At 72.8% G+C, this 18,016-nt stretch carries 16 protein-coding genes; 9 read left to right on the forward strand and 7 right to left on the reverse strand.

What is annotated here, in order from left to right; translation table 11 throughout:
* Positions 1-10: 10 nt before the first annotated feature.
* Positions 11-1,756: a malto-oligosyltrehalose trehalohydrolase gene (gene treZ, locus ACWEEU_RS04620; RefSeq protein ID WP_451728411.1), complete on the reverse strand. Its 1,746-nt coding sequence runs from the start codon at positions 1,754-1,756 to the stop codon at positions 11-13.
* A gap of 187 nt (positions 1,757-1,943) precedes the next feature.
* Here treZ and ACWEEU_RS04625 point away from each other — a divergent pair, with 187 nt between their 5' ends.
* Both ACWEEU_RS04625 and ACWEEU_RS04630 read left to right on the forward strand, forming a co-directional pair.
* Positions 1,944-2,495, forward strand: coding sequence for an FHA domain-containing protein (locus ACWEEU_RS04625; RefSeq protein WP_451728414.1), 552 nt, complete (start codon positions 1,944-1,946; stop codon positions 2,493-2,495).
* Between the two features lie 129 nt (positions 2,496-2,624).
* A complete protein-coding gene (locus ACWEEU_RS04630; protein WP_451728417.1) occupies positions 2,625-3,038 on the forward strand; it encodes an SSI family serine proteinase inhibitor in 414 nt (137 codons plus the stop codon).
* 21 nt (positions 3,039-3,059) lie between these two features.
* Here the strand turns inward: ACWEEU_RS04630 and treY are convergent, their stop codons facing one another.
* Positions 3,060-5,435 (reverse strand): malto-oligosyltrehalose synthase, encoded by a 2,376-nt coding sequence (treY, locus tag ACWEEU_RS04635; RefSeq protein WP_451728420.1) that lies wholly within the window; start codon positions 5,433-5,435, stop codon positions 3,060-3,062.
* A 108-nt stretch (positions 5,436-5,543) separates the two neighbouring features.
* Positions 5,544-7,652, reverse strand: a complete 2,109-nt coding sequence (glgX, locus tag ACWEEU_RS04640) for a glycogen debranching protein GlgX (RefSeq protein ID WP_385740504.1) — start codon at positions 7,650-7,652, stop codon at positions 5,544-5,546.
* Between the two features lie 413 nt (positions 7,653-8,065).
* Between glgX and ACWEEU_RS04645 the strand changes: the two genes are divergently transcribed.
* Together ACWEEU_RS04645 and ACWEEU_RS04650 are read left to right on the forward strand one after the other, a co-directional pair.
* Positions 8,066-9,304 carry an SAV2148 family HEPN domain-containing protein gene (locus tag ACWEEU_RS04645; protein ID WP_451728424.1) on the forward strand — a complete coding sequence of 413 codons (1,239 nt, stop codon included), beginning with the start codon at positions 8,066-8,068 and terminating at the stop codon, positions 9,302-9,304.
* A gap of 102 nt (positions 9,305-9,406) precedes the next feature.
* Positions 9,407-10,129 (forward strand): exonuclease domain-containing protein, encoded by a 723-nt coding sequence (locus ACWEEU_RS04650; protein ID WP_451728427.1) that lies wholly within the window; start codon positions 9,407-9,409, stop codon positions 10,127-10,129.
* A 22-nt stretch (positions 10,130-10,151) separates the two neighbouring features.
* On the opposite strand, the gene ACWEEU_RS04655 is transcribed toward ACWEEU_RS04650, so the two are convergent.
* The gene (locus ACWEEU_RS04655; RefSeq protein WP_451728430.1) at positions 10,152-11,015 is read right to left on the reverse strand and encodes a phosphotransferase enzyme family protein; all 864 of its coding nucleotides are present in this window, start codon (positions 11,013-11,015) and stop codon (positions 10,152-10,154) included.
* A 177-nt stretch (positions 11,016-11,192) separates the two neighbouring features.
* Here ACWEEU_RS04655 and ACWEEU_RS04660 point away from each other — a divergent pair, with 177 nt between their 5' ends.
* From ACWEEU_RS04660 to ACWEEU_RS04680, 5 genes are all read left to right on the forward strand, one after another.
* Positions 11,193-12,113 (forward strand): carbohydrate ABC transporter permease, encoded by a 921-nt coding sequence (locus tag ACWEEU_RS04660; protein ID WP_451728433.1) that lies wholly within the window; start codon positions 11,193-11,195, stop codon positions 12,111-12,113.
* Positions 12,110-12,943: a carbohydrate ABC transporter permease gene (locus ACWEEU_RS04665; RefSeq protein WP_451728436.1), complete on the forward strand. Its 834-nt coding sequence runs from the start codon at positions 12,110-12,112 to the stop codon at positions 12,941-12,943. Before ACWEEU_RS04660 ends, ACWEEU_RS04665 begins: the two co-directional genes overlap by 4 nt.
* A complete protein-coding gene (locus tag ACWEEU_RS04670; RefSeq protein WP_451728439.1) occupies positions 12,943-14,229 on the forward strand; it encodes an ABC transporter substrate-binding protein in 1,287 nt (428 codons plus the stop codon). Before ACWEEU_RS04665 ends, ACWEEU_RS04670 begins: the two co-directional genes overlap by 1 nt.
* Positions 14,230-14,416: 187 nt before the next feature.
* Complete coding sequence (locus ACWEEU_RS04675) at positions 14,417-14,965, forward strand: DUF1697 domain-containing protein (RefSeq protein ID WP_385740481.1); 549 nt, start codon at positions 14,417-14,419, stop codon at positions 14,963-14,965.
* Positions 14,966-15,248: 283 nt separating this feature from the next.
* Entirely contained in the window at positions 15,249-15,560 is a 312-nt protein-coding gene (locus ACWEEU_RS04680) for a hypothetical protein (RefSeq protein WP_385740478.1), read from the forward strand.
* Positions 15,561-15,576: 16 nt separating this feature from the next.
* Here the strand turns inward: ACWEEU_RS04680 and ACWEEU_RS04685 are convergent, their stop codons facing one another.
* The 3 genes from ACWEEU_RS04685 to ACWEEU_RS04695 are packed head-to-tail and all read right to left on the reverse strand — an operon-like array spanning position 15,577 to position 17,992.
* Complete coding sequence (locus tag ACWEEU_RS04685) at positions 15,577-16,317, reverse strand: sirohydrochlorin chelatase (RefSeq protein ID WP_385740475.1); 741 nt, start codon at positions 16,315-16,317, stop codon at positions 15,577-15,579.
* 6 nt (positions 16,318-16,323) lie between these two features.
* Positions 16,324-17,226, reverse strand: a complete 903-nt coding sequence (locus tag ACWEEU_RS04690) for an ABC transporter permease (RefSeq protein ID WP_385740472.1) — start codon at positions 17,224-17,226, stop codon at positions 16,324-16,326.
* Positions 17,213-17,992, reverse strand: coding sequence for an ABC transporter ATP-binding protein (locus tag ACWEEU_RS04695; RefSeq protein ID WP_385740469.1), 780 nt, complete (start codon positions 17,990-17,992; stop codon positions 17,213-17,215). Before ACWEEU_RS04695 ends, ACWEEU_RS04690 begins: the two co-directional genes overlap by 14 nt.
* Positions 17,993-18,016: the final 24 nt, after the last annotated feature.

Genomic DNA, 18,016 nt, shown 5'->3' on the forward strand with positions numbered 1-18,016 from the left:
ACCGGTTCGTTCAGACCCGTGTCAGCACCACGCAGGACTCGCCCGGCACCCGCAGCCGCCCGTCCTCTCCCGGCGCCTCCACCTCGTCCCACGCGGCGAGGACCTCCATGCGCCCGCTGCCGAGCGGGACGGACACCGGCTCCTTGCCCAGGTTCACCGCCACCCGTACGTCCCCGCGCCGGAACGCCAGCCAGCGGGCGTCCTCGTCGTAGGCCACGTTGGTGCCCGCGAGACCGGGACTCGTGAGGTCGGGGTACTCGTGGCGGATCGCGATCAGCCGCCGGTACCAGTCGAGGACGCGGGCGTGTGCCGGCTGCTCCGGCTCCGACCAGTCCAGGCAGGACCGTTCCCTGGTCGCCGGGTCCTGCGGGTCGGGCACCTCGTCCTCGGACCAGCCGTGCGCCGCGAACTCCCGCCGCCTGCCCCGCCGTACGGCCTCGGCCAGCTCGGGATCGGTGTGGTCGGTGAAGTACTGCCAGGGCGTGGCCGCCGCCCACTCCTCGCCCATGAACAGCATCGGCGTGAACGGCGCGGTGAGCGTCAGCGTCGCCGCGCAGGCCACCAGACCGGGGGAGAGCTGGGCCGAAAGCCGGTCGCCCTGCGCGCGGTTGCCGATCTGGTCGTGGGTCTGGGCGTAGCCGAGCAGCCGGTGTCCGCCGAGGCGGGCGCGGTCCAGCGGGCGGCCGTGCCGACGGCCCCGGAAGGTGGAGTACGTGCCGTCGTGGAAGTAACCACCGGTCAGCGTCTTGGCGAGCGCGGCGAACGGCGCGGCCGCGAAGTCCTCGTAGTAGCCCTGGGACTCACCGGTCAGCGCGGTGTGCAGGGCGTGATGGAAGTCGTCGTTCCACTGGGCGTGCAGACCGAGGCCGTTCGCGGCGCGCGGGGTGATGTACCGGGGGTCGTTCAGGTCGGACTCGGCGATCAGGAACAGCGGCCGGCCCACCTCGGCGGCCAGCGCGTCCACCGACTCCGACAGCTCCTCCAGGAAGTGCCGGGCGCGGGTGTCGTGCAGCGCGTGCACGGCGTCCAGCCGCAGCCCGTCGAGGCGGTAGTCCCGCAGCCATGCCAGCGCGCTGTCCCGGAAGTACGCGCGCACCTCGTCCGAGCCCGGCGCGTCCAGGTTCACCGCCGCGCCCCACGGCGTCTGATGGGTGTCGGTGAAGTACGGCCCGAACGCGGGGAGATGGTTGCCCGACGGGCCCAAGTGGTTGTGCACGACGTCCAGGACGACACCGAGACCCAGCTCGTGCGCCAGGTCCACGAACCGCTTCAGCGACTCGGGGCCGCCGTACGGCTCGTGCACCGCCCAGGGCGCCACGCCGTCGTAACCCCAGCCATGGACACCGGGGAACGAGGACAAGGGCATCAACTCCACGTGCGTGACGCCGAGTTCTGCGAGATGGGGGAGGCGGTCCGCCGCCGCGTCGAGGGTGCCCTCGGGGGTGTAGGTGCCGACGTGCAGCTCGTAGAGCACCGCGCCCGGCAGCCCGCGTCCCGTCCAGGGGGTCCGCCACCGGTAGCGGTCGTGGTCCACGACCGCGCCGAGCCCGTCCGGGCCGTCCGGCAGGCGGCGCGCGCGGGGATCGGGCAGCTCCGGTCCGTCGTCCAGCGCGAAGCCGTACCGGGTGCCGTCCGCCGCGTCCGCCTCCCCCCTCCACCATCCCGCGCGCCCCGGATCGCGCGCCAGCGTCTGCCGAGCCTCTCCGCACCGGAGCGTGACCCGTTCTGCCTGTGGTGCCCACACCTCGAACTGCACGGACGGTTCCCCTTCGTCTGCTCCTCGTGAGGTAGTCCGTCCATCGTGCCGCGAAAGCGATCAATCCGCCGTCGGATCAGGGCTTTCCGGGCGGGTGTCGCGAAAGTGCGCACGAGCCCGCCCGCGCGCGCCGGGCACGGAGCTCCCGATCTGGACACCACGGGCCGCCTGACCGACAATCAGCAGCGTGACGTCGTCCTTCGAGTTCCCTGTCCGCGCCGCGCGGATCTCCGACGCGGAGCGCGACAAGGTGCTGCGGGTCCTGCGCGAGGGCGCCGCCCTGGGCCGGATGTCACACGACACCTTCCTGCAGCGCATGGAGCTGGTCCTCGCCGCGCGCAGCCACGCCGAACTCGCCGCCGTCACCGCCGACCTGCCGGGCGGAAACGGCTTCGCCCGCGCCCTGTTCGGCACCGTGGAGGCCGTCTCCGGCTTCACCGTACGGCTCCGCAGGGCCTGGCAGGCCGAGCGGCTGCCCAAGCTCCTGCTGCCCCACCCCGGGCACGGCCACCCCCTGCGCATCGGCCGCGACCCGGCCAACGGGCTCCGCCTCAACCACGACACCGTCTCCCGCGTCCACGCCGAACTCCGCCACCAGGGCGGCCTGTGGGTCCTGCGCGACCTCGGCTCCACCAACGGCACCACGGTCAACGGCCAGCGGGTGCTCGGCGCGACGGTGGTGCGCGACGGTGACCAGGTCGGCTTCGGGAAGGTCATGTACCGCCTCTCGGCGAGCTGAGGGCGCGCGGACCGGCGTTCTCGAGCCGGGCACCTCCTTACCGAACCGGTGTTCCCCTCCGGGTGCCCGCGTCTCCCGTTCGGGTGATCCCCGCTGCGGAACCCGCCCGGCCGTGCCGATGCACCGGGCATGACCCCTCTCACCCGTGCGACAGCGGCGGCCGGTGCCCTGACGGCCGCCCTCGGCCTCCTCGCGGCCTCCCCGGTCTCCGCCACCCCCCGCCCCGCCCTGCCCGGCGACTGGCTCCACCTCACCGTCAGCCAGGGCGAGACCCTGGCGCCCGGCTCCCGCCACGCCCTCCTGCTGTGCGACCCGCCCCGGGGCATCGCCCACGCGGCGCAGGCCTGTGCCCAGCTCGCCGCCGCAGGAGGCGACGTCGGCCGCATCCCGCCGAAGGACGTCTTCTGCACGATGCTCTACGCCCCGGTGACCGCCCACGCCTCCGGCTTCTGGCACGGCCACCGGGTCGAGTACACCCACACCTTCTCCAACGGGTGCGTCATGTCCGCGCAGACGGGTGAGGTGTTCGCGCTGGACGCGTGACCCGCCGGCCACGGGACCTCCTCAAGGACCTTCCGCGTCTCCGTCCTCGGCCCGCTCCAGCAGCGCCACCGGCAGCGGGCCGAGGAGGTCCGCCACCGGTACGCAGCCCTTGAACTCCCGGTCCGGCGTGAGGACGTCCCGCCAGCGGCCCGGGGGCAGGGAGAGGGTCGTCTGCCGCCAGCCGCCGGACTCGGCCAGGCGGAGGGACAGCCGGGTCACCACCGTGATCACCTCGCCGGAGCGGGAGAAGGCCAGGCAGTGGCCGGCGGCCGGGCCCTCGGCGGTCAGCGGGGCGTACGTGCCCGTGCCGCCGAAGGCGTCCGGGCGGCGGCCGCGCAGCCGCAGGGCCGCCGTCGTCAGGGCGCCCTTCTCGCCTGGGAGCTCCGCGGGGAAGGCGGCCGGGCGGCGGTTGTCCGGGTCGACCAGGGCCCGGTACTCCGCCTCCGTGCCCTGGTAGACGTCCGGGACGCCCGGCATCGTCAGATGGACCAGCGCGGTGGCGAGGACGTTGGCGCGGATGTGGGGGTCCAGGGCCTTGCGCAGGGCCGCGACGCGTTCGCCGGGCGGCCCGCAGGGGCCCGCCGAGACGAAGGCGGTGACCGCCTCCTCGTAGGGCGCCTCGCGTTCCGTCCAGCTCGTGTACAGCCCCGCCTCGCGCACGTGCTTCAGGAGGTACTCGCGGACGCGTTCCTCCTCCGCCGGGCCCAGGCCGAACACCGTCTGCCAGGCGGACCAGGCGAGTTGACCGTCGGGGGCCTGGTCGCCGGAGCGGGCCAGGTCCGCGAGGAGGGCGGCCCAGCGGCCCGGGCACTCGCTCAGCACCGCGAGCGCTGCCCGTACGTCGGCGCTGCGCTTGGTGTCGTGCGTGGTGACGACCGTGCCGGTGTCCGGCCAGTCGGAGGCCAGGCGCGCACAGTACGCGTGGAACTCCGCCGGGGAGACACCCGGCCGGCCCGGATCGCCGCCGACCTCGTTCACCGACAGCAGCGGCACATAGCGGTAGAAGGCCGTGTCCTCCACGGACTTGGCGCGCAGCGCCGACGCGGTCTGGGCGAACCGGGTGCGGAACTTGGTGAGTTCGGGGACCGAGCCGTCGTCCTCGCCGGTCAGCAGCGCCCGTACGACGTCCACCGCCTCGGCCTCCTCGGCCACGGCGAAGGCGCGCCGGGCCTCGGCGGCCGCCTCCCTCGTGATCACGGCGGTGGCGTCCTCGGAGGCGTACGGGCGGTAGACACGCAGCCGGACGAGGAGTTCCTCCAGGGCCGTGCGCAGGGCCCAGGGGGCGCGGTCGCGCAGGGCGAGGTCGGGGGAGGCGGCGCAGAGGCGGACGGCGGCGCGGGTGAGACGGTCGGTCTCGGCGGCCAGCTCGTGGGTGAGCACCTTGTAGGCGGCCCGGCGCACGGTGGCGTCCCAGTCGCCGCCCCGGTCGGCCTGCGGGATCGCGAACGCACGGTAGTGGTCGAGGAGTTCACCGGCTCCGGCGGGATCGGTGAAGAGGCCGTCGACGTGGCGGAGGGCGTCGTAGCCGGTGGTGCCCGCGACGGGCCAGGAGGAGGGCAGCCGTTCGCCGTCGGCGAGGATCTTCTCGACCACGGTCCAGCGCCCGCCGGTCGCCTCGTGCAGCCGCGCCAGATAGGCGTCCGGGTCCGCGAGGCCGTCCGGGTGGTCCACGCGCAGCCCGTCGATCACGCCCTCGTCGAGCAGCCGCAGGATCGTGCCGTGGGTCGCGTCGAACACCTCGGGGTCCTCCACGCGGACCCCGATCAGCTCCGAGATGCTGAAGAACCGGCGGTAGTTCAGCTCGGTGCGGGCCAGCCGCCACCACACCGGGCGGTACCACTGCGCGTCGAGCAGCTCCGGCAGCGGAAGGTGCTCGGTGCCCGCGCGGAGCGGGAAGACGTGGTCGTGGTAGCGCAGCACGTCGCCGTCGGCGACCAGATGCTGCCGCTCGCCGCCGACCGGGCCGCCCAGCACGGGCAGCAGCAGGCGGTTGCCGCGCACCTCCCAGTCGATGTCGAACCAGCGGGCGTACGGCGACTCGGGGCCCTCGCGCAGCACCTCCCACAGGGCGCGGTTGTGCCGGGGGGCCATCGCCATGTGGTTGGGCACGATGTCCACCACCAGGCCGAGCCCGTGCTCCCGCGCGGTGTGCGCGAGCGAGCGGAGCCCGGCCTCGCCGCCCAGCTCCTCGCGCACGCGCCCGGGGTCCACCACGTCGTATCCGTGGGCGGACCCCGGCACGGCCTCCAGGACCGGGGAGAGATGCAGATGGGAGACGCCGAGTTCCGCCACATGGGGGACGGCCGCCTCGGCTGCGGCGAACGGGAACGAGGGCTGGAGCTGGAGTCGGTAGGTGGCCGTGGGCACGCCCGGCCGGGGTCGCGCGGCAGCAGTCATGCAGTGCTACGTACCCCGTGTGCCCGGTTTCGTGTCACCGGTCCCCGTACGGACCAGCGGCGACCCGCGCGGACCGGCCATGCGCCCGCGCGGACCGCCCTGGTCCCCTCAGGCGGGCCGTTGCAGCACGGTCATGCTCCGGTCCGGCAGGGTGATCCGCTCGCCGCCCGCCACCTTCGGACCCGTGTTCGGCGGCACCCCCTCCGGCCGGGCGGTGTCGACCACCACCTGCCACTGCCGGCCGTGGTCGGCGGGGACCAGGAAGTCCAGCGGCTCGGGGGAGGCGTTGAACATCAGCAGGAACGAGTCGTCCGAGATCCGCTCCCCCCGCGGCCCCGGCTCGGAGATCGCGTTGCCGTTGAGGAACACGGTCAGCGCGGACGCGGGCGCCGAGTCCCAGTCCCGCTGGGTCATCTCCTCGCCCTCGGGGGTGAACCAGGCGACGTCCGACAGCTCGTCGTGGGTGCCCTCCACCGGGCGGCCGTGGAAGAAGCGGCGCCGCCGGAACACTGGGTGGTCGCGCCGCAGCCACACCATCGCCCGCGCGAATTCCAGGAGTTGGCCGCCGTCGTCGGACCAGTCCACCCAGGACAGCTCGTTGTCCTGGCAGTAGGCGTTGTTGTTGCCGCGCTGGGTGCGGGCGAACTCGTCGCCGTGGCTGATCATGGGCACGCCCTGGGACAGCATCAGTGTCGCGAGGAAGTTCCGCATCTGCCGGGCGCGCAGTTCGCGCACCTGAGGGTCGTCGGTGTCGCCCTCCGCCCCGCAGTTCCAGGACCGGTTGTGGCTCTCGCCGTCCCGGTTGTCCTCGCCGTTGGCCGCGTTGTGCTTCTCGTTGTACGACACCAGGTCGTGCAGGGTGAAACCGTCGTGACAGGTGACGAAGTTGACCGACGCCAGCGGGCGGCGGCCGTCGTCCTGGTAGAGGTCGGAGGAACCGGTGAGCCGGGAGCCGAACTCCGCGAGCGCGCGCGGCTCACCCCGCCACAAGTCCCTTACTGTGTCGCGGTACTTGCCGTTCCACTCCGTCCACAGCGGCGGGAAGTTGCCCACCTGGTAGCCGCCCTCGCCCACGTCCCAGGGCTCGGCGATCAGTTTCACCTGGGAGACCACCGGGTCCTGCTGCACCAGGTCGAAGAACGACGACAGCCGGTCCACCTCGTGGAACTGCCGGGCCAGGGTCGCCGCGAGGTCGAAGCGGAAGCCGTCGACGTGCATCTCGGTCACCCAGTACCGCAGCGAGTCCATGATGAGCTGGAGCACGTGCGGGGAGCGCATCAGCAGGGAGTTGCCGGTGCCCGTGGTGTCCATGTAGTAGCGCGGGTCCTCGGTCAGCCGGTAGTACGAGGGGTTGTCGATGCCCTTGAACGACAGGGTCGGTCCCAGGTGGTTGCCCTCGGCGGTGTGGTTGTAGACCACGTCGAGGATCACCTCGATGCCCGCCTCGTGCAGCGCCCGCACCGCCGACTTGAACTCCAGGACCTGCTGGCCCCGGTCGCCCCAGGAGGCGTAGGCGTTGTGCGGGGCGAAGAAGCCGATGGTGTTGTAACCCCAGTAGTTGGTCAGGCCCATGTCGGCCAGGCGGTGGTCGTTGACGAACTGGTGGACCGGCATCAGCTCCAGGGCCGTCACCCCGAGCCTGGTCAGATGCTCGATGATCGCCGGGTGGGCGAGGGCCGCGTAGGTGCCGCGCAGTTCCTCCGGCAGACCGGGGTGCCGCATGGTCAGGCCCTTGACGTGGGCCTCGTAGATCACCGTGTGGTGGTAGTCGGTGCGCGGCGGACGGTCGTCGCCCCAGTCGAAGTACGGGTTGATCACCACCGAGGCCATGGTGTGCGGCGCCGAGTCGAGGTCGTTGCGCTGGTCGGGGGCGTCGAAGTGATAGCCGTACACCTCCTCGCCCCACCGGACCGCCCCGCTGACCGCCTTGGCGTACGGGTCGAGCAGCAGCTTGGCCGAGTTGCAGCGCAGCCCGCGCTCGGGCTCGTAGGGACCGTGGACACGGAAGCCGTAGCGCTGGCCCGGCATGATGCCGGGGACGTACGCGTGCCGCACGAACGCGTCGCTCTCCCGCAGTTCCACCGCCGTCTCGGAGCCGTCGTCGTGCAGCAGACACAGCTCTACTCGGTCCGCGGCCTCCGTGAAGACCGCGAAGTTGGTTCCGGCGCCGTCATAGGTGGCACCGAGTGGATACGCCTCTCCAGGCCAGACCTGCATGGACACGACTCTTTCAGGTGGGCGGCCCCGCTGGGGGCGCGTCGGCGGCGAGTCTCCCCGAAAGTGAGGAACCCTCAGAGGACTACCCCGTCTGGCGCTCCCATGGCGCCTCGGTTGCGAGCCGGTCGGATATCGGCCGGGAAACGGTCCGGGGTCAACACGGGTTTCCGTCGTGTCGCCCCCGGCGCGAGGACGCTCCGGCAGCGCCCGCACCTGCGCGGACGCGCCCGCCGCGGCGCGTTCACCGCTATGAATCCGCTCACTCCCGCCACCCGCGCCGCGCGGAACGGCCACTGCCCGACCGGAAGTTGGGAAACCGACCTGTCCATCCGGCTGCACCGCCCACCGCTCCCGGAGTACCCTTCCTTGATCGTTGGGACGGGGAAGGTCCGGGGGACGGAAGGCGGTGCAGGGTGGGGTCGGGAGGGCTGGAGCTGCCCCCTGGTGGCGAGGGTCACGAGGGGAGCTCCACGGACGTCCCGCCCGGCGCGGTGTCCCTGGCACGGCCGATGGACGCGGGGTCGATCGGACCGGAACTGGACTGGGACGCGAGCGCCTGGCTGGAGGTGCGTACCCGCGCCCAGCGGGCCGGCCGGGCCTACATCTGGCTGAACCTCGTCGAACAGCGGCTGCGCGCCGTCGTGGCCGCCGTGCTGCGCCCGGTCTACGAGCCCGTCCACGGCGACGACTGGGTGGTGGCCGCCGCCGGACCCGCCGGACAGGAATGGGTGCAGCGGGCCGTCGCGGTGCGTGAAGTCAGCCGCCGCAAGGGCTACTTGCTCGACCCGGCCGACGACAACGTGCTCAGTTTCCTGACGTTGCCCCAGTTGCGCGAGCTGATGGTGCAGCACTGGCCCTGCTTCGAGCCGTACTTCGACGAACGCCGCGACCTCGAACTCGCCCTGGACGAGCTGGAGGTGACGCGCAACGTCGTCTCCCGCAACCGCGCCCTGTCCGAGGCGGTCCTCGGTCAGGCGGAGCGCGCCTCGGCCCGGCTCCTCGAACTGCTCGGCGCGGGCGGCGACGTGCCCTCGGCGGGCCGCCTCCGGGTGGACGCGGTCGAGGACCTGGTCGGCGACCGGTACGCGGACGTGGTGGCCGTCCACCCCGACCGGGTGCGGCTGATGCGGCAGTTCCCGGCCGAGGACCTCTTCGGCGGGGCCCGCCGCCTGGACGCCATCGGCATCGGGCTCAACCTGCTCGTGCAGAACTTCTCCGGACGCCGCCTGGTCCGGCTCGCGGAGACCGGCTGCCGGGTACGGCTGCTCTTCCTCAACCCGGCCTCCAGCGCGGTCAAGCGTCGTGAGCGGGAACTCGGCATGAAGCGCGGCGAGTTGAGCCGCTCGGTCGAGATGAACATCCTGCACATGCGCCGGGTCCGCTCCCGGCTGCGCGACCCCGGCGCCTTCGAGATCCAGGTGTACGACGAGACACCGCGCTTCACCGCCTACCTGGTGGACGGCGACGGCGCGGACGGGGTCGCCGTGGTGCAGTCCTACCTGCGCGGGGCGCGCGGCATGGAGTCGCCGGTGCTGGTGCTGCGGGGTGGCAGCCGGGTGGTCCGCCCGGACCAGGTGGGCGAAGCCGGTCTCTTTCCCACCTATCGCGAGGAATTCGACCTGGCTTGGGCAGATTCGCGCCCGGTGTCCTGAATCGTCCCCTCGTGGGGCGGGGGCCCACCCCGGGCTGTCAGTGCCGCGTGCCATGGTGGAGGCCACTGGGGGAACGCACCACCACGAAAAGGGGGACCACCCATGACCTGGCACCGGCAGACGCTGACCGCTTTCGACCTGGAGACGACCGGAACCGACCCGCAGGAGGCACGCATCGTCACGGCCTCCGTCCTGGAGGTCGGCGCGGGCGAACTCCTCGGCCACCGGGAATGGCTCGCGGACCCGGGCGTGGAGATCCCGGCGGACGCGGTCGCCGTGCACGGCGTCACCAACGAGCGCGCGACCGCCGAGGGGCGTCCGGCCGACGAGGTCGCCGACGCCGTCGCGTCCGCCCTCGTCTCCTCCTGGCAGTCCGGTGCCCCGGTCGTCGCCTACAACGCCGCCTTCGACCTCACCCTGCTCTCGGCCGAACTGCGCCGCCACGGTCTGCCGTCGCTGTCCGAGCGGCTCGGGGGCGAGCCCCTGGGCCCGGTGGTCGACCCGTACACGATCGACCGCTGGGTGGACCGCTACCGCCGCGGCAAGCGCAACCTGGAGGCGGTCTGCGCCGAGTACGGCATAGTCCTCACCGCCGCCCACGACGCCTCGGCCGATGCCCTCGCCGCCGCCCGGCTCGCCGTGGCGATAGCCGAGCGGCACCCGAAGATCGCCGCGCTCGGCCCGGCCGAGCTGCACCGGCGCCAGATCGAGTGGTACGCGGCCTGGGCGGCCGACTTCCAGAGATTCCTGCGCCGCAAGGGCGACCCGGAGGCCGTGGTGGACGGGACCTGGCCGGTGCGGGAACTGGCGGCGGAGCGGGTCTGAGACGCCTGCTGGAGCCCCGGGCTCAGAAGGGGTACCAGCGCACCGACTCGTCCCCGTCCCGCAGCGACGCCACCCGGCGCTCGAACTCCGCCAGCGCCTTGGGGTTGGCGGGCGCGTGCTGGGCCACCCAGGCGCAGCTCGCGGTCTCACGGGCTCCGCGCAGCACCGAGCAGCCCTCCCACGCGCGCACGTCCCAGCCGTACGCCTCCGTGAAGGCGTCGTACTTCCCGGCGGGCAGGCCGTAGCGGTCGCGGGAGAGGGCCATCACCACGAGGTCGTGCTCGCGCAGGTCGGCGGAGAAGGTCTCCAGGTCGACCAGGACCGGTCCGTCGGGGCCGATGTGCACATTGCGCGGCAGGGCGTCGCCGTGGATCGGCCCGGGCGTCAGACGCGGCGTCAGCGCGGCCGCCGCCGGGGCGAAGCCGTCGCGCCGCGCCCGCAGATACTCCGCGTCCGCCGGGTCGATCGCGTCGCCCGCGAGCCGCAGCCAGCGCTCCACCCCGCCCAGCAGCTCGCGGGGCGGCAGCGCGATGGGCGGCGCGGGCAGCGCGTGCACGATCCGCAGCAGCCGCGCCAGATCCTCGGGCTCGGCCGGGCGTACGGCGTCGGGCAGCCGGTGCCACACGGTCACCGGGTGGCCTTCCACGAGCAGCGGCTCGGGCTCGGCCGCGCGCACCGCCGGCACGCGCTCCCCGGCCAGCCAGCCCGCGACGGCCAGCTCGCGCCTGGCGCGCTCCAGCAGGCTCTCGTCCCGGCCGACCTTGACCACGAGGTCGCCGGACGCGAAGACGGCGTTCTCGCCGAGGGCGAGGAGCCGCGCGTCCCGCGCCGGGCCGGGCAGCACCTTCGCCGCGGCCAGTACGTCCCGCGCCCGCGCCTCGTCCATCGTCCGCCTCCGTGTCCCGTTCCCACGTCCGTGCCGGGTGCCCTGCGCCCCGGTCTCCGGTCAGTCTCGCATTCGCACAGGTCGGGCCGTGTGCGCGGTCCCTTGACGCGATGGCGGCCCTTCGCAACCATGAACACGCCAATCCTGGGGGCAAAGGGGCTGACGGGGGCTGATGCCATGACGACGGTGGCCGAGGCGGCCGCACGGCCGGGCACGCGCCCCGCGCCCGCCCGCGACCACGGCGCCTGGTTCCTGGTGCTGCCCGCCCTGATCCCGATCCTCGTGCTCAGCGTCGGCCCGTTGCTCTACGGCATCCTGCTCGCCTTCACCGACGCGCAGTCCGGCCGCACCGCCGCCACCCGCTGGACCGGCGTCCTCAACTTCCAGGACCTGCTGCACGACACCCTGTTCTGGGAGTCCTTCCGCATCGGTCTGCTGTGGGCCGTCGGGGTCACCGTCCCCCAGTTCCTGCTGGCACTCGGCCTCGCCCTGCTCCTCGACCAGGACCTGCGGCTGCGCCGCCTCGCCCGCGCCCTCGCGATCGTCCCCTGGGCCATGCCCGAGGTCGTCGTCGGCGTCATGTGGCGCCTGGTCTACAACCCGGACGCGGGCGTCCTCAACGAGACGCTGCGCGACCTCGGTCTCGGCGCCGGCCGGGACTGGCTCGGCACCCTCACCACCGCGCTGCCCGCCGTCGTCGTCGTCGGCGTCTGGGCCGGGATGCCCCGCACCACCGTCGCCCTGCTCGCCGGACTGCAGAACGTGCCCCGCGAACTGCGCGAGGCGGCCGCGGTGGACGGCGCGGGCGCCTGGCGCCGCTTCCGCGCGGTCACCTGGCCCGCGCTCAGACCCGTCGCCCTCGCCGTCACGTCCCTCAACCTGATCTGGAACTTCAACGCCTTCGCCCTGGTCTACGTCCTCACCGGCGGCGGACCGGGCGGCCGCACCCGGCTGCCCATGCTGTTCGCCTACGAAGAGGCGTTCCGCTATGGCCAGTTCGGCTACGCGGCGGCGATGGGATGCGTGATGGTCGCGGTGATCTCGGTCCTGCTCGCGGTGTTCCTCGCCGGACGGCTGCGCGGGGGCGAGGACCGGTGAGGACCCGCCCCGCCGCGCGCGCCGCCCAGTACGCGGCCCTGCTCGCCTATCTGGTCTTCCTGGCCTTCCCACTGCTCTGGCTGCTCTCCACCGCCTTCAAGCCGCCGCGCGAACTGGCCTCTCTGCACCCCACCTGGATCCCGCGCCATCCCACCCTGGCCAACTTCCGCCGCGCCCTGGACGAACAGCCACTGGCGCACGCGGCGTCGACCTCCCTGCTGGTGGCGCTCGCGACCGCCGTCGCCGCCGTACTGATCGCCACCCCGATGGCGTACGTGATCGCCCGGCGCCCCGGGCTGCTCTCCCGCGCGGCCACCGGATGGGTGGTGGTCAGCCAGGCGTTCCCCTTCGTGCTGCTGATCATCCCGCTGTTCCTGGTGCTCAGGAAGGTGCGGCTGATCGACTCGGCGCCCGGGCTCGTGCTGGTCTACGTGGTGTGGTCGCTGCCGTTCGCGCTGTGGCTGCTGGTCGGGCAGATGCGTTCCGTGCCGGTCGAGCTGGAGGAGGCGGCGGCGGTGGACGGCGCCGGGCGGGTGCGGACGCTGGTGTCGGTGACGGCGCCGCTGCTCGCGCCGGGCATCGTGGCGACGGCGCTCTTCGCGTTCGTCACCGCCTGGAACGAGTTCTTCTTCGCGCTCGTCCTGCTCAAGAGCCCCGGCAAACAGACCCTGCCGGTCGTGCTCACCCACTTCATCGGCGCCGAGGGCGTCGCGGACCTCGGGCCGCTCGCCGCCGCGTCCTTCCTCGCCACCCTGCCCTCCCTGGTCTTCTTCGCGCTGGTCCAGAAGCGGCTCTCGGGCGGTCTGCTCGCCGGGGCGGTGAAGAGCTGATGCCGACGCGTACCAGGATCGCCGCGGCCGCCGTCGTGCTCCTCCTGCTGCTCGCGGGCTGCTCCTCCGGCCGGTCCGGCGGCGACGGCGGGATCGTGCTGCGCTTCCAGTCCCTCGCCTGGCAGCCCGAGTCCGTGGCCGCCACGAAGGAACTGGTCCGGGAGTGGAACGCGCGTCACACCCGCGTGAAGGTCGAGTACGTCCAGGGCAGTTGGGACTCGGTCCACGACCAGTTGCTCACCTCCTTCGAGGGCGGCGAGGCCCCCGACGTCATCCACGACGCCTCCGACGACCTGGCCGACTTCGCCCACGGCGGCTACCTCGCGGACCTCACCGGACTGCTGTCCTCCCGCCTCAAGTCCGACATCCCGGGGAGCAGTTGGGACACGGCACGCTTCGGGGACGGTCTCTACGGCGTGCCCTTCCTCCAGGAGCCGAGGGTGCTCATCGCCGACGCGAAGCGGCTGCGTGCGGCAAAGGTGCGCGTGCCGACTCCGGAACACCCGTGGACCTGGGCGGAGTTCAGGGCGGTCACCAAGAAGCTCAGCGGGTCCGGCACCTACGGCGTGGCCTGGCCCCTCAAGGAGCCCGTCTCCGCGACGCTCAACCTCTCCCTCTCCGCGGGAGGGCGCCTCTTCCACCGGGGCGCGGACGGGAAGGTGAGCGTGCGGTTCGGGGCCGGTGACGCCGTCGTGCCGCGCACCGTCCACGACCAGGTCGCCGTCGACCACAGCGCCCCCGCCTCGACCCTGGGCAGCGGCGGCTCCGACACCCTTCCCGGCCTCTTCGGCGGCAAGTACGCCATGGTCCCGCTCGGCTTCTCCTACCGCCAGCAGGTCGCACTCCAGGCCCCCAAGGGCTTCGACTGGGAGGTGCTGCCCGCGCCCGCCGGGGCCGACGGGCTCACCCAGGGCGTCAGCCCGCAGACCCTCTCCATCGCCGCCGACTGCCCGCACAAGAAGGAGGCGGCCGCCTTCCTCGACTTCCTGCTGCGCCCGCGCAACATGGTCCGCCTCGCCCTCGGCGACTGGATGCTGCCCACCGGCACCCAGGCCCTGAAGGACCCCGCCCTGCACACCCGGAAGAACGGCTGGGCCACCGGCACCGCCCTCGCCGCCCACCTCAGGCCCGCCCCGGCGCAGTCGGTGCGCGGCTACCCGGAGTGGAAGGACAAGGTGGCCACCCCGGCCTACCAGGAGTACTACTCCGGTTCGATAAGCCTCTTCGAACTGCGTCGCCGGCTGGAACGGGACGGCAACCTCGTTCTCGCCCGCTACCAGCGCTGACGCGGTGTCCGATCCGCCCTTCGTAGATCCACTTTGCGGGGACGAAAACTTGTTGAACAAGTCACAGCCGCGTGTAGGAGTTGATCCGGGCCCGCTCGATCCGCGAGAGTTCCGACGTACCGGTCCTGCCGGTCCACGGCCGTCGTGCCCACCCCCACGGGGCACGACGGCCCTTTACGGTGGGCGGATGACGACGACCTACGCGGCGCTGCTGCGCGGCATCAACGTCGGGGGCGCCAAGAAGGTCCCGATGGCCGACCTGCGCACTCTCCTGACCGGCCTCGGCCACGACGGCGTACGGACCCATCTCCAGAGCGGCCAGGCGGTGTTCAGCACCGAGAGCCGTGACGAGGCAACGCTGGCAGCCGAGTTGAGCAAGGCCATCCACGAACACTTCGGCTTCTGGGTCGAGGTGATCGTGCGCGACCACGCCTACCTGAGCGCCGTGGCCGACGCCTGTCCCTTCCCGGCGGACCAACTCGCCCCCAAGCAGCTCCATCTCACCTACTTCTCCGAGCCGGTCACCGCCGACCGCTTCTCGGGGATCGACCGAGCCGCTCACCTCCCCGAGGACTTCCGCCTCGGCGACCGCTGCCTGTACCTCTACGCCCCGGACGGCCTCGGCCGCAGCAAGCTTGCCGAGGTGCTGGCCCGGCCGCGCGTCACCAAGGGGCTGATCGCCACCTCCCGGAACTGGAACACCGTGCGCAAGCTGGTGGAGCTGACGGCGCAGTGAGCGGGCCGCGTCGGAGCGAGCACGTCAGAGACCGAGATGTCAACCCCACGCCTGCGGAATGAACTTGGCCGATAGTCGACGTCCCGGCGTCACGGTACGAGAGTGAAAGGTGGGAACGGCCACCGAAAGCCGCTGGACACATGGCGCACGGTGACGGGGGGATCGGTTTCCGGCCTGCTCCTCCCCTGTTTCCGGCCCCCGATCCCGTGGCCGGAACCCGCACGGGCACCCGCCGTCCCGATACCGTCGGCCTACGGTCCCGGATCAGGAGTGAGGACAGGTCTTGAGCACGTACGACCAGCACGGCAACGCGCCCGGCGGGTACGCATACGAGGCGGCGGCCCGGGGATGGCTCGAACTGGAGACCCTGATCGAGTTGGCCGAAGGACTCACCGCCGCGCTGCACGCGGAGTATCCGGCGCTCGTCGGCTACGGCGAGTCGATCCAGGCCGAGCTGGCGCTCTCGGCCGAGGACGGGCTGCCGCCCAACCGCGGCCGGATCCGCTCCGCCCTGGAGGCGGTCAGCATCGGCGCCGGAGCGGGCACCGGCAGCCTCACCTACACCCAGCGGCTCATCAACGGGCTCAAGCTCTGACCGCCGGGGCGCCCGCTCAGACCCCCACCGGCGCCGGGAGCGAGGCGGCCGCCCAGGCGTAACGCTCCAGCAGCACGCGCGCCACCTCCGGCGCCGGGCCCAGCACGTCGGCCAGCACGTCCGCCTCGGCCGCACCCCGCGCGATGCGGTCGGGGAGGAAGCCGGGGGCCAGCACGTACGGCGCGACCGCGACCCGCTCGCAGCCGAGCGCGCGCAGCTCCCGGACCGCGTCCTCGGTGCGCGGCAGAGCGGCGGAGGCGTACGCCGGCCGCACGGCCCCCCAGCCGGTGCGCCGCCACTCCCGCGCCATGCCGTCGATCACCGCGAGCGCCTCCGGGTCCGAGGACCCGGCCGAGGCCAGTACCACCCCGGTCGCCGCCCGGTCGGCGCGCCGGACACCCGCCTCGTACAGACGGCGCTCCAGCGCCCCGATCAGCAGCGGCGACGGGCCGAGCACCTCGGCCTGGCGGATCCGCAGACCCGGCGGTGCCTCCCGCAGGACGGCCGGGATGTCCGCCTTCGCGTGGAAGGCGCGGGTCAGCAGCAGGGGCTGGGCCACCACGTCCCGCACCCCGCGCGCGGCCAGCGACTCCAGCACCTCGCTCGCGGAAGGGGCGTCGAAGTCCAGGAAGCCCGTCTCCACGTGCAGACCGGGCCGCAGCGCACGGACTCGCGCGACCAGCGCGCGGACGGTCGCGGCGTGCCGCGGATCGCGGCTGCCGTGGGCGACGACGAGGAGAACGGGCGTGTGGAACATGGGACTTCAGCTCTTCACCAGCAGGCCGCGGCTGCGCAGCACCCACCGCTCCAGCGGACTGAAGAGCAGCAGGTCGATCGCGATACCGACGAACAGGATCAGCAGGATGGCCTCGAACACCATGGCCATGTCGAGGGCGTTGCGACCGTTCTCCAGCAACTGGCCGAGACCGACGCCCAGATCGGGGAAGGACGCGATGATCTCCGCCGCCATGAGCGAGCGCCACGCGAACGCCCAGCCCTGCTTCATCCCGGCGACGTAGCCGGGCAGGGCGGCGGGCAGCAGGACGTGCCGGACACCGCGCAGTCCCGAGGCGCCCATGGTGCGGCCCGCCCGCAGGAACAGCGGGGGCACCTGGTCCACCCCGGACACCAGGCCGTTGGCGATGGAGGGGACCGCGCCGAGCAGGATCACGGCGTACATCATCGAGTTGTTCAGGCCCAGCCACATCACGGCGGGCGGCACCCAGGCCACCGAGGGCAGCGACTGGAGCCCGGACAGGATCGGGCCGATGGCCGCCCGGACGAAGCCCACCCGCGCCACCAGCAGCCCCAGCGGGGTGCCGATGACCAGGGCGAGGAGGAAGCCGAGCAGACCGCGCGAGACGCTGGTCCAGATGTAGCCGAGGAGCTTGCCCTCCAGCCAGTCGTGCTGGACGACGTGCCACACCGCCGACGGCGGAGGCAGCTTGGTCGGGTCGTCGACGACCTTGAAGGTCACCAGCGCCTGCCACACCACCAGGACCAGCAGCACCGCGGTGAGGGGCGGCAGCACCTTGGCGGTCAGGGTCCGGCGCAGCGGCGGCCGGCCGGGGGACGCCGTCTCCAGCGCGTCCAGACCCGCCTCCACTCCGCCGTCGGCGGTGGACGTGGGCTCGGGGGTGGTCGTCGTGGTCTCAGTGCCTGCCATGGCGGCTGATCTCCCCCCGCAGTACTTCGGTGATCTCCAGGGACAGCTCCGCCACGGGGGCGTCCTCGATGCGGCGCGGCTGCGGGATGTCCACCGTCCACTCGCGGGCCACCCGGCCGGGGCGTGAGGACAGCAGCACCACGCGCTGCGCGAGCCGTACCGCCTCGCGCACGTTGTGCGTCACGAACAGCACCGACAGGCCGGTCTCCGCCCAGATGCGGGTCAGCTCGTCGTGCAGCACGTCCCGCGTGATGGCGTCGAGCGCGGCGAACGGCTCGTCCATCAGCAGCAGACCGCTCTCCTGCGCCAGCGCACGGGCGAGCGCCACCCGCTGGCGCATACCGCCGGACAGCTCGTGCACGCGCTTGCCGTACGCGCCGTTCAGCCGCACCAGACCGAGCAGCTCCTCGGCGCGGGTACGCCGGTCGGACTTCGCGACGCCCCGCAGTTTCAGGGCGAGTTCGATGTTCTTGCCCGCCGTGAGCCAGGGGAAGAGCGCGTGCTCCTGGAACATCAGGGCGGGGCGGCCGTCCGTCGCGATGGACCCGGTGGTGGGCCGGTCCAGGCCCGCCACCAGGTTCAGCAGCGTGGACTTGCCGCAGCCCGAGGCTCCCAGGAGGGTGACGAACTCGCCCGGCGCGACGTCGAGGCTGATGTCGTCGAGGACGGGCTGCTGCCCGCCGGGGCCGTCGAAGGACTTCGATACGTGCTCGAGGCGGGCGGCGTACTCGGTCGCCGGTCCGGCCTTGGCGAGCGTGGTGGCCATGGTCGTCACCTCCTGGGAATCGTC

The organism is Streptomyces sp. NPDC005004, from assembly GCF_053600675.1.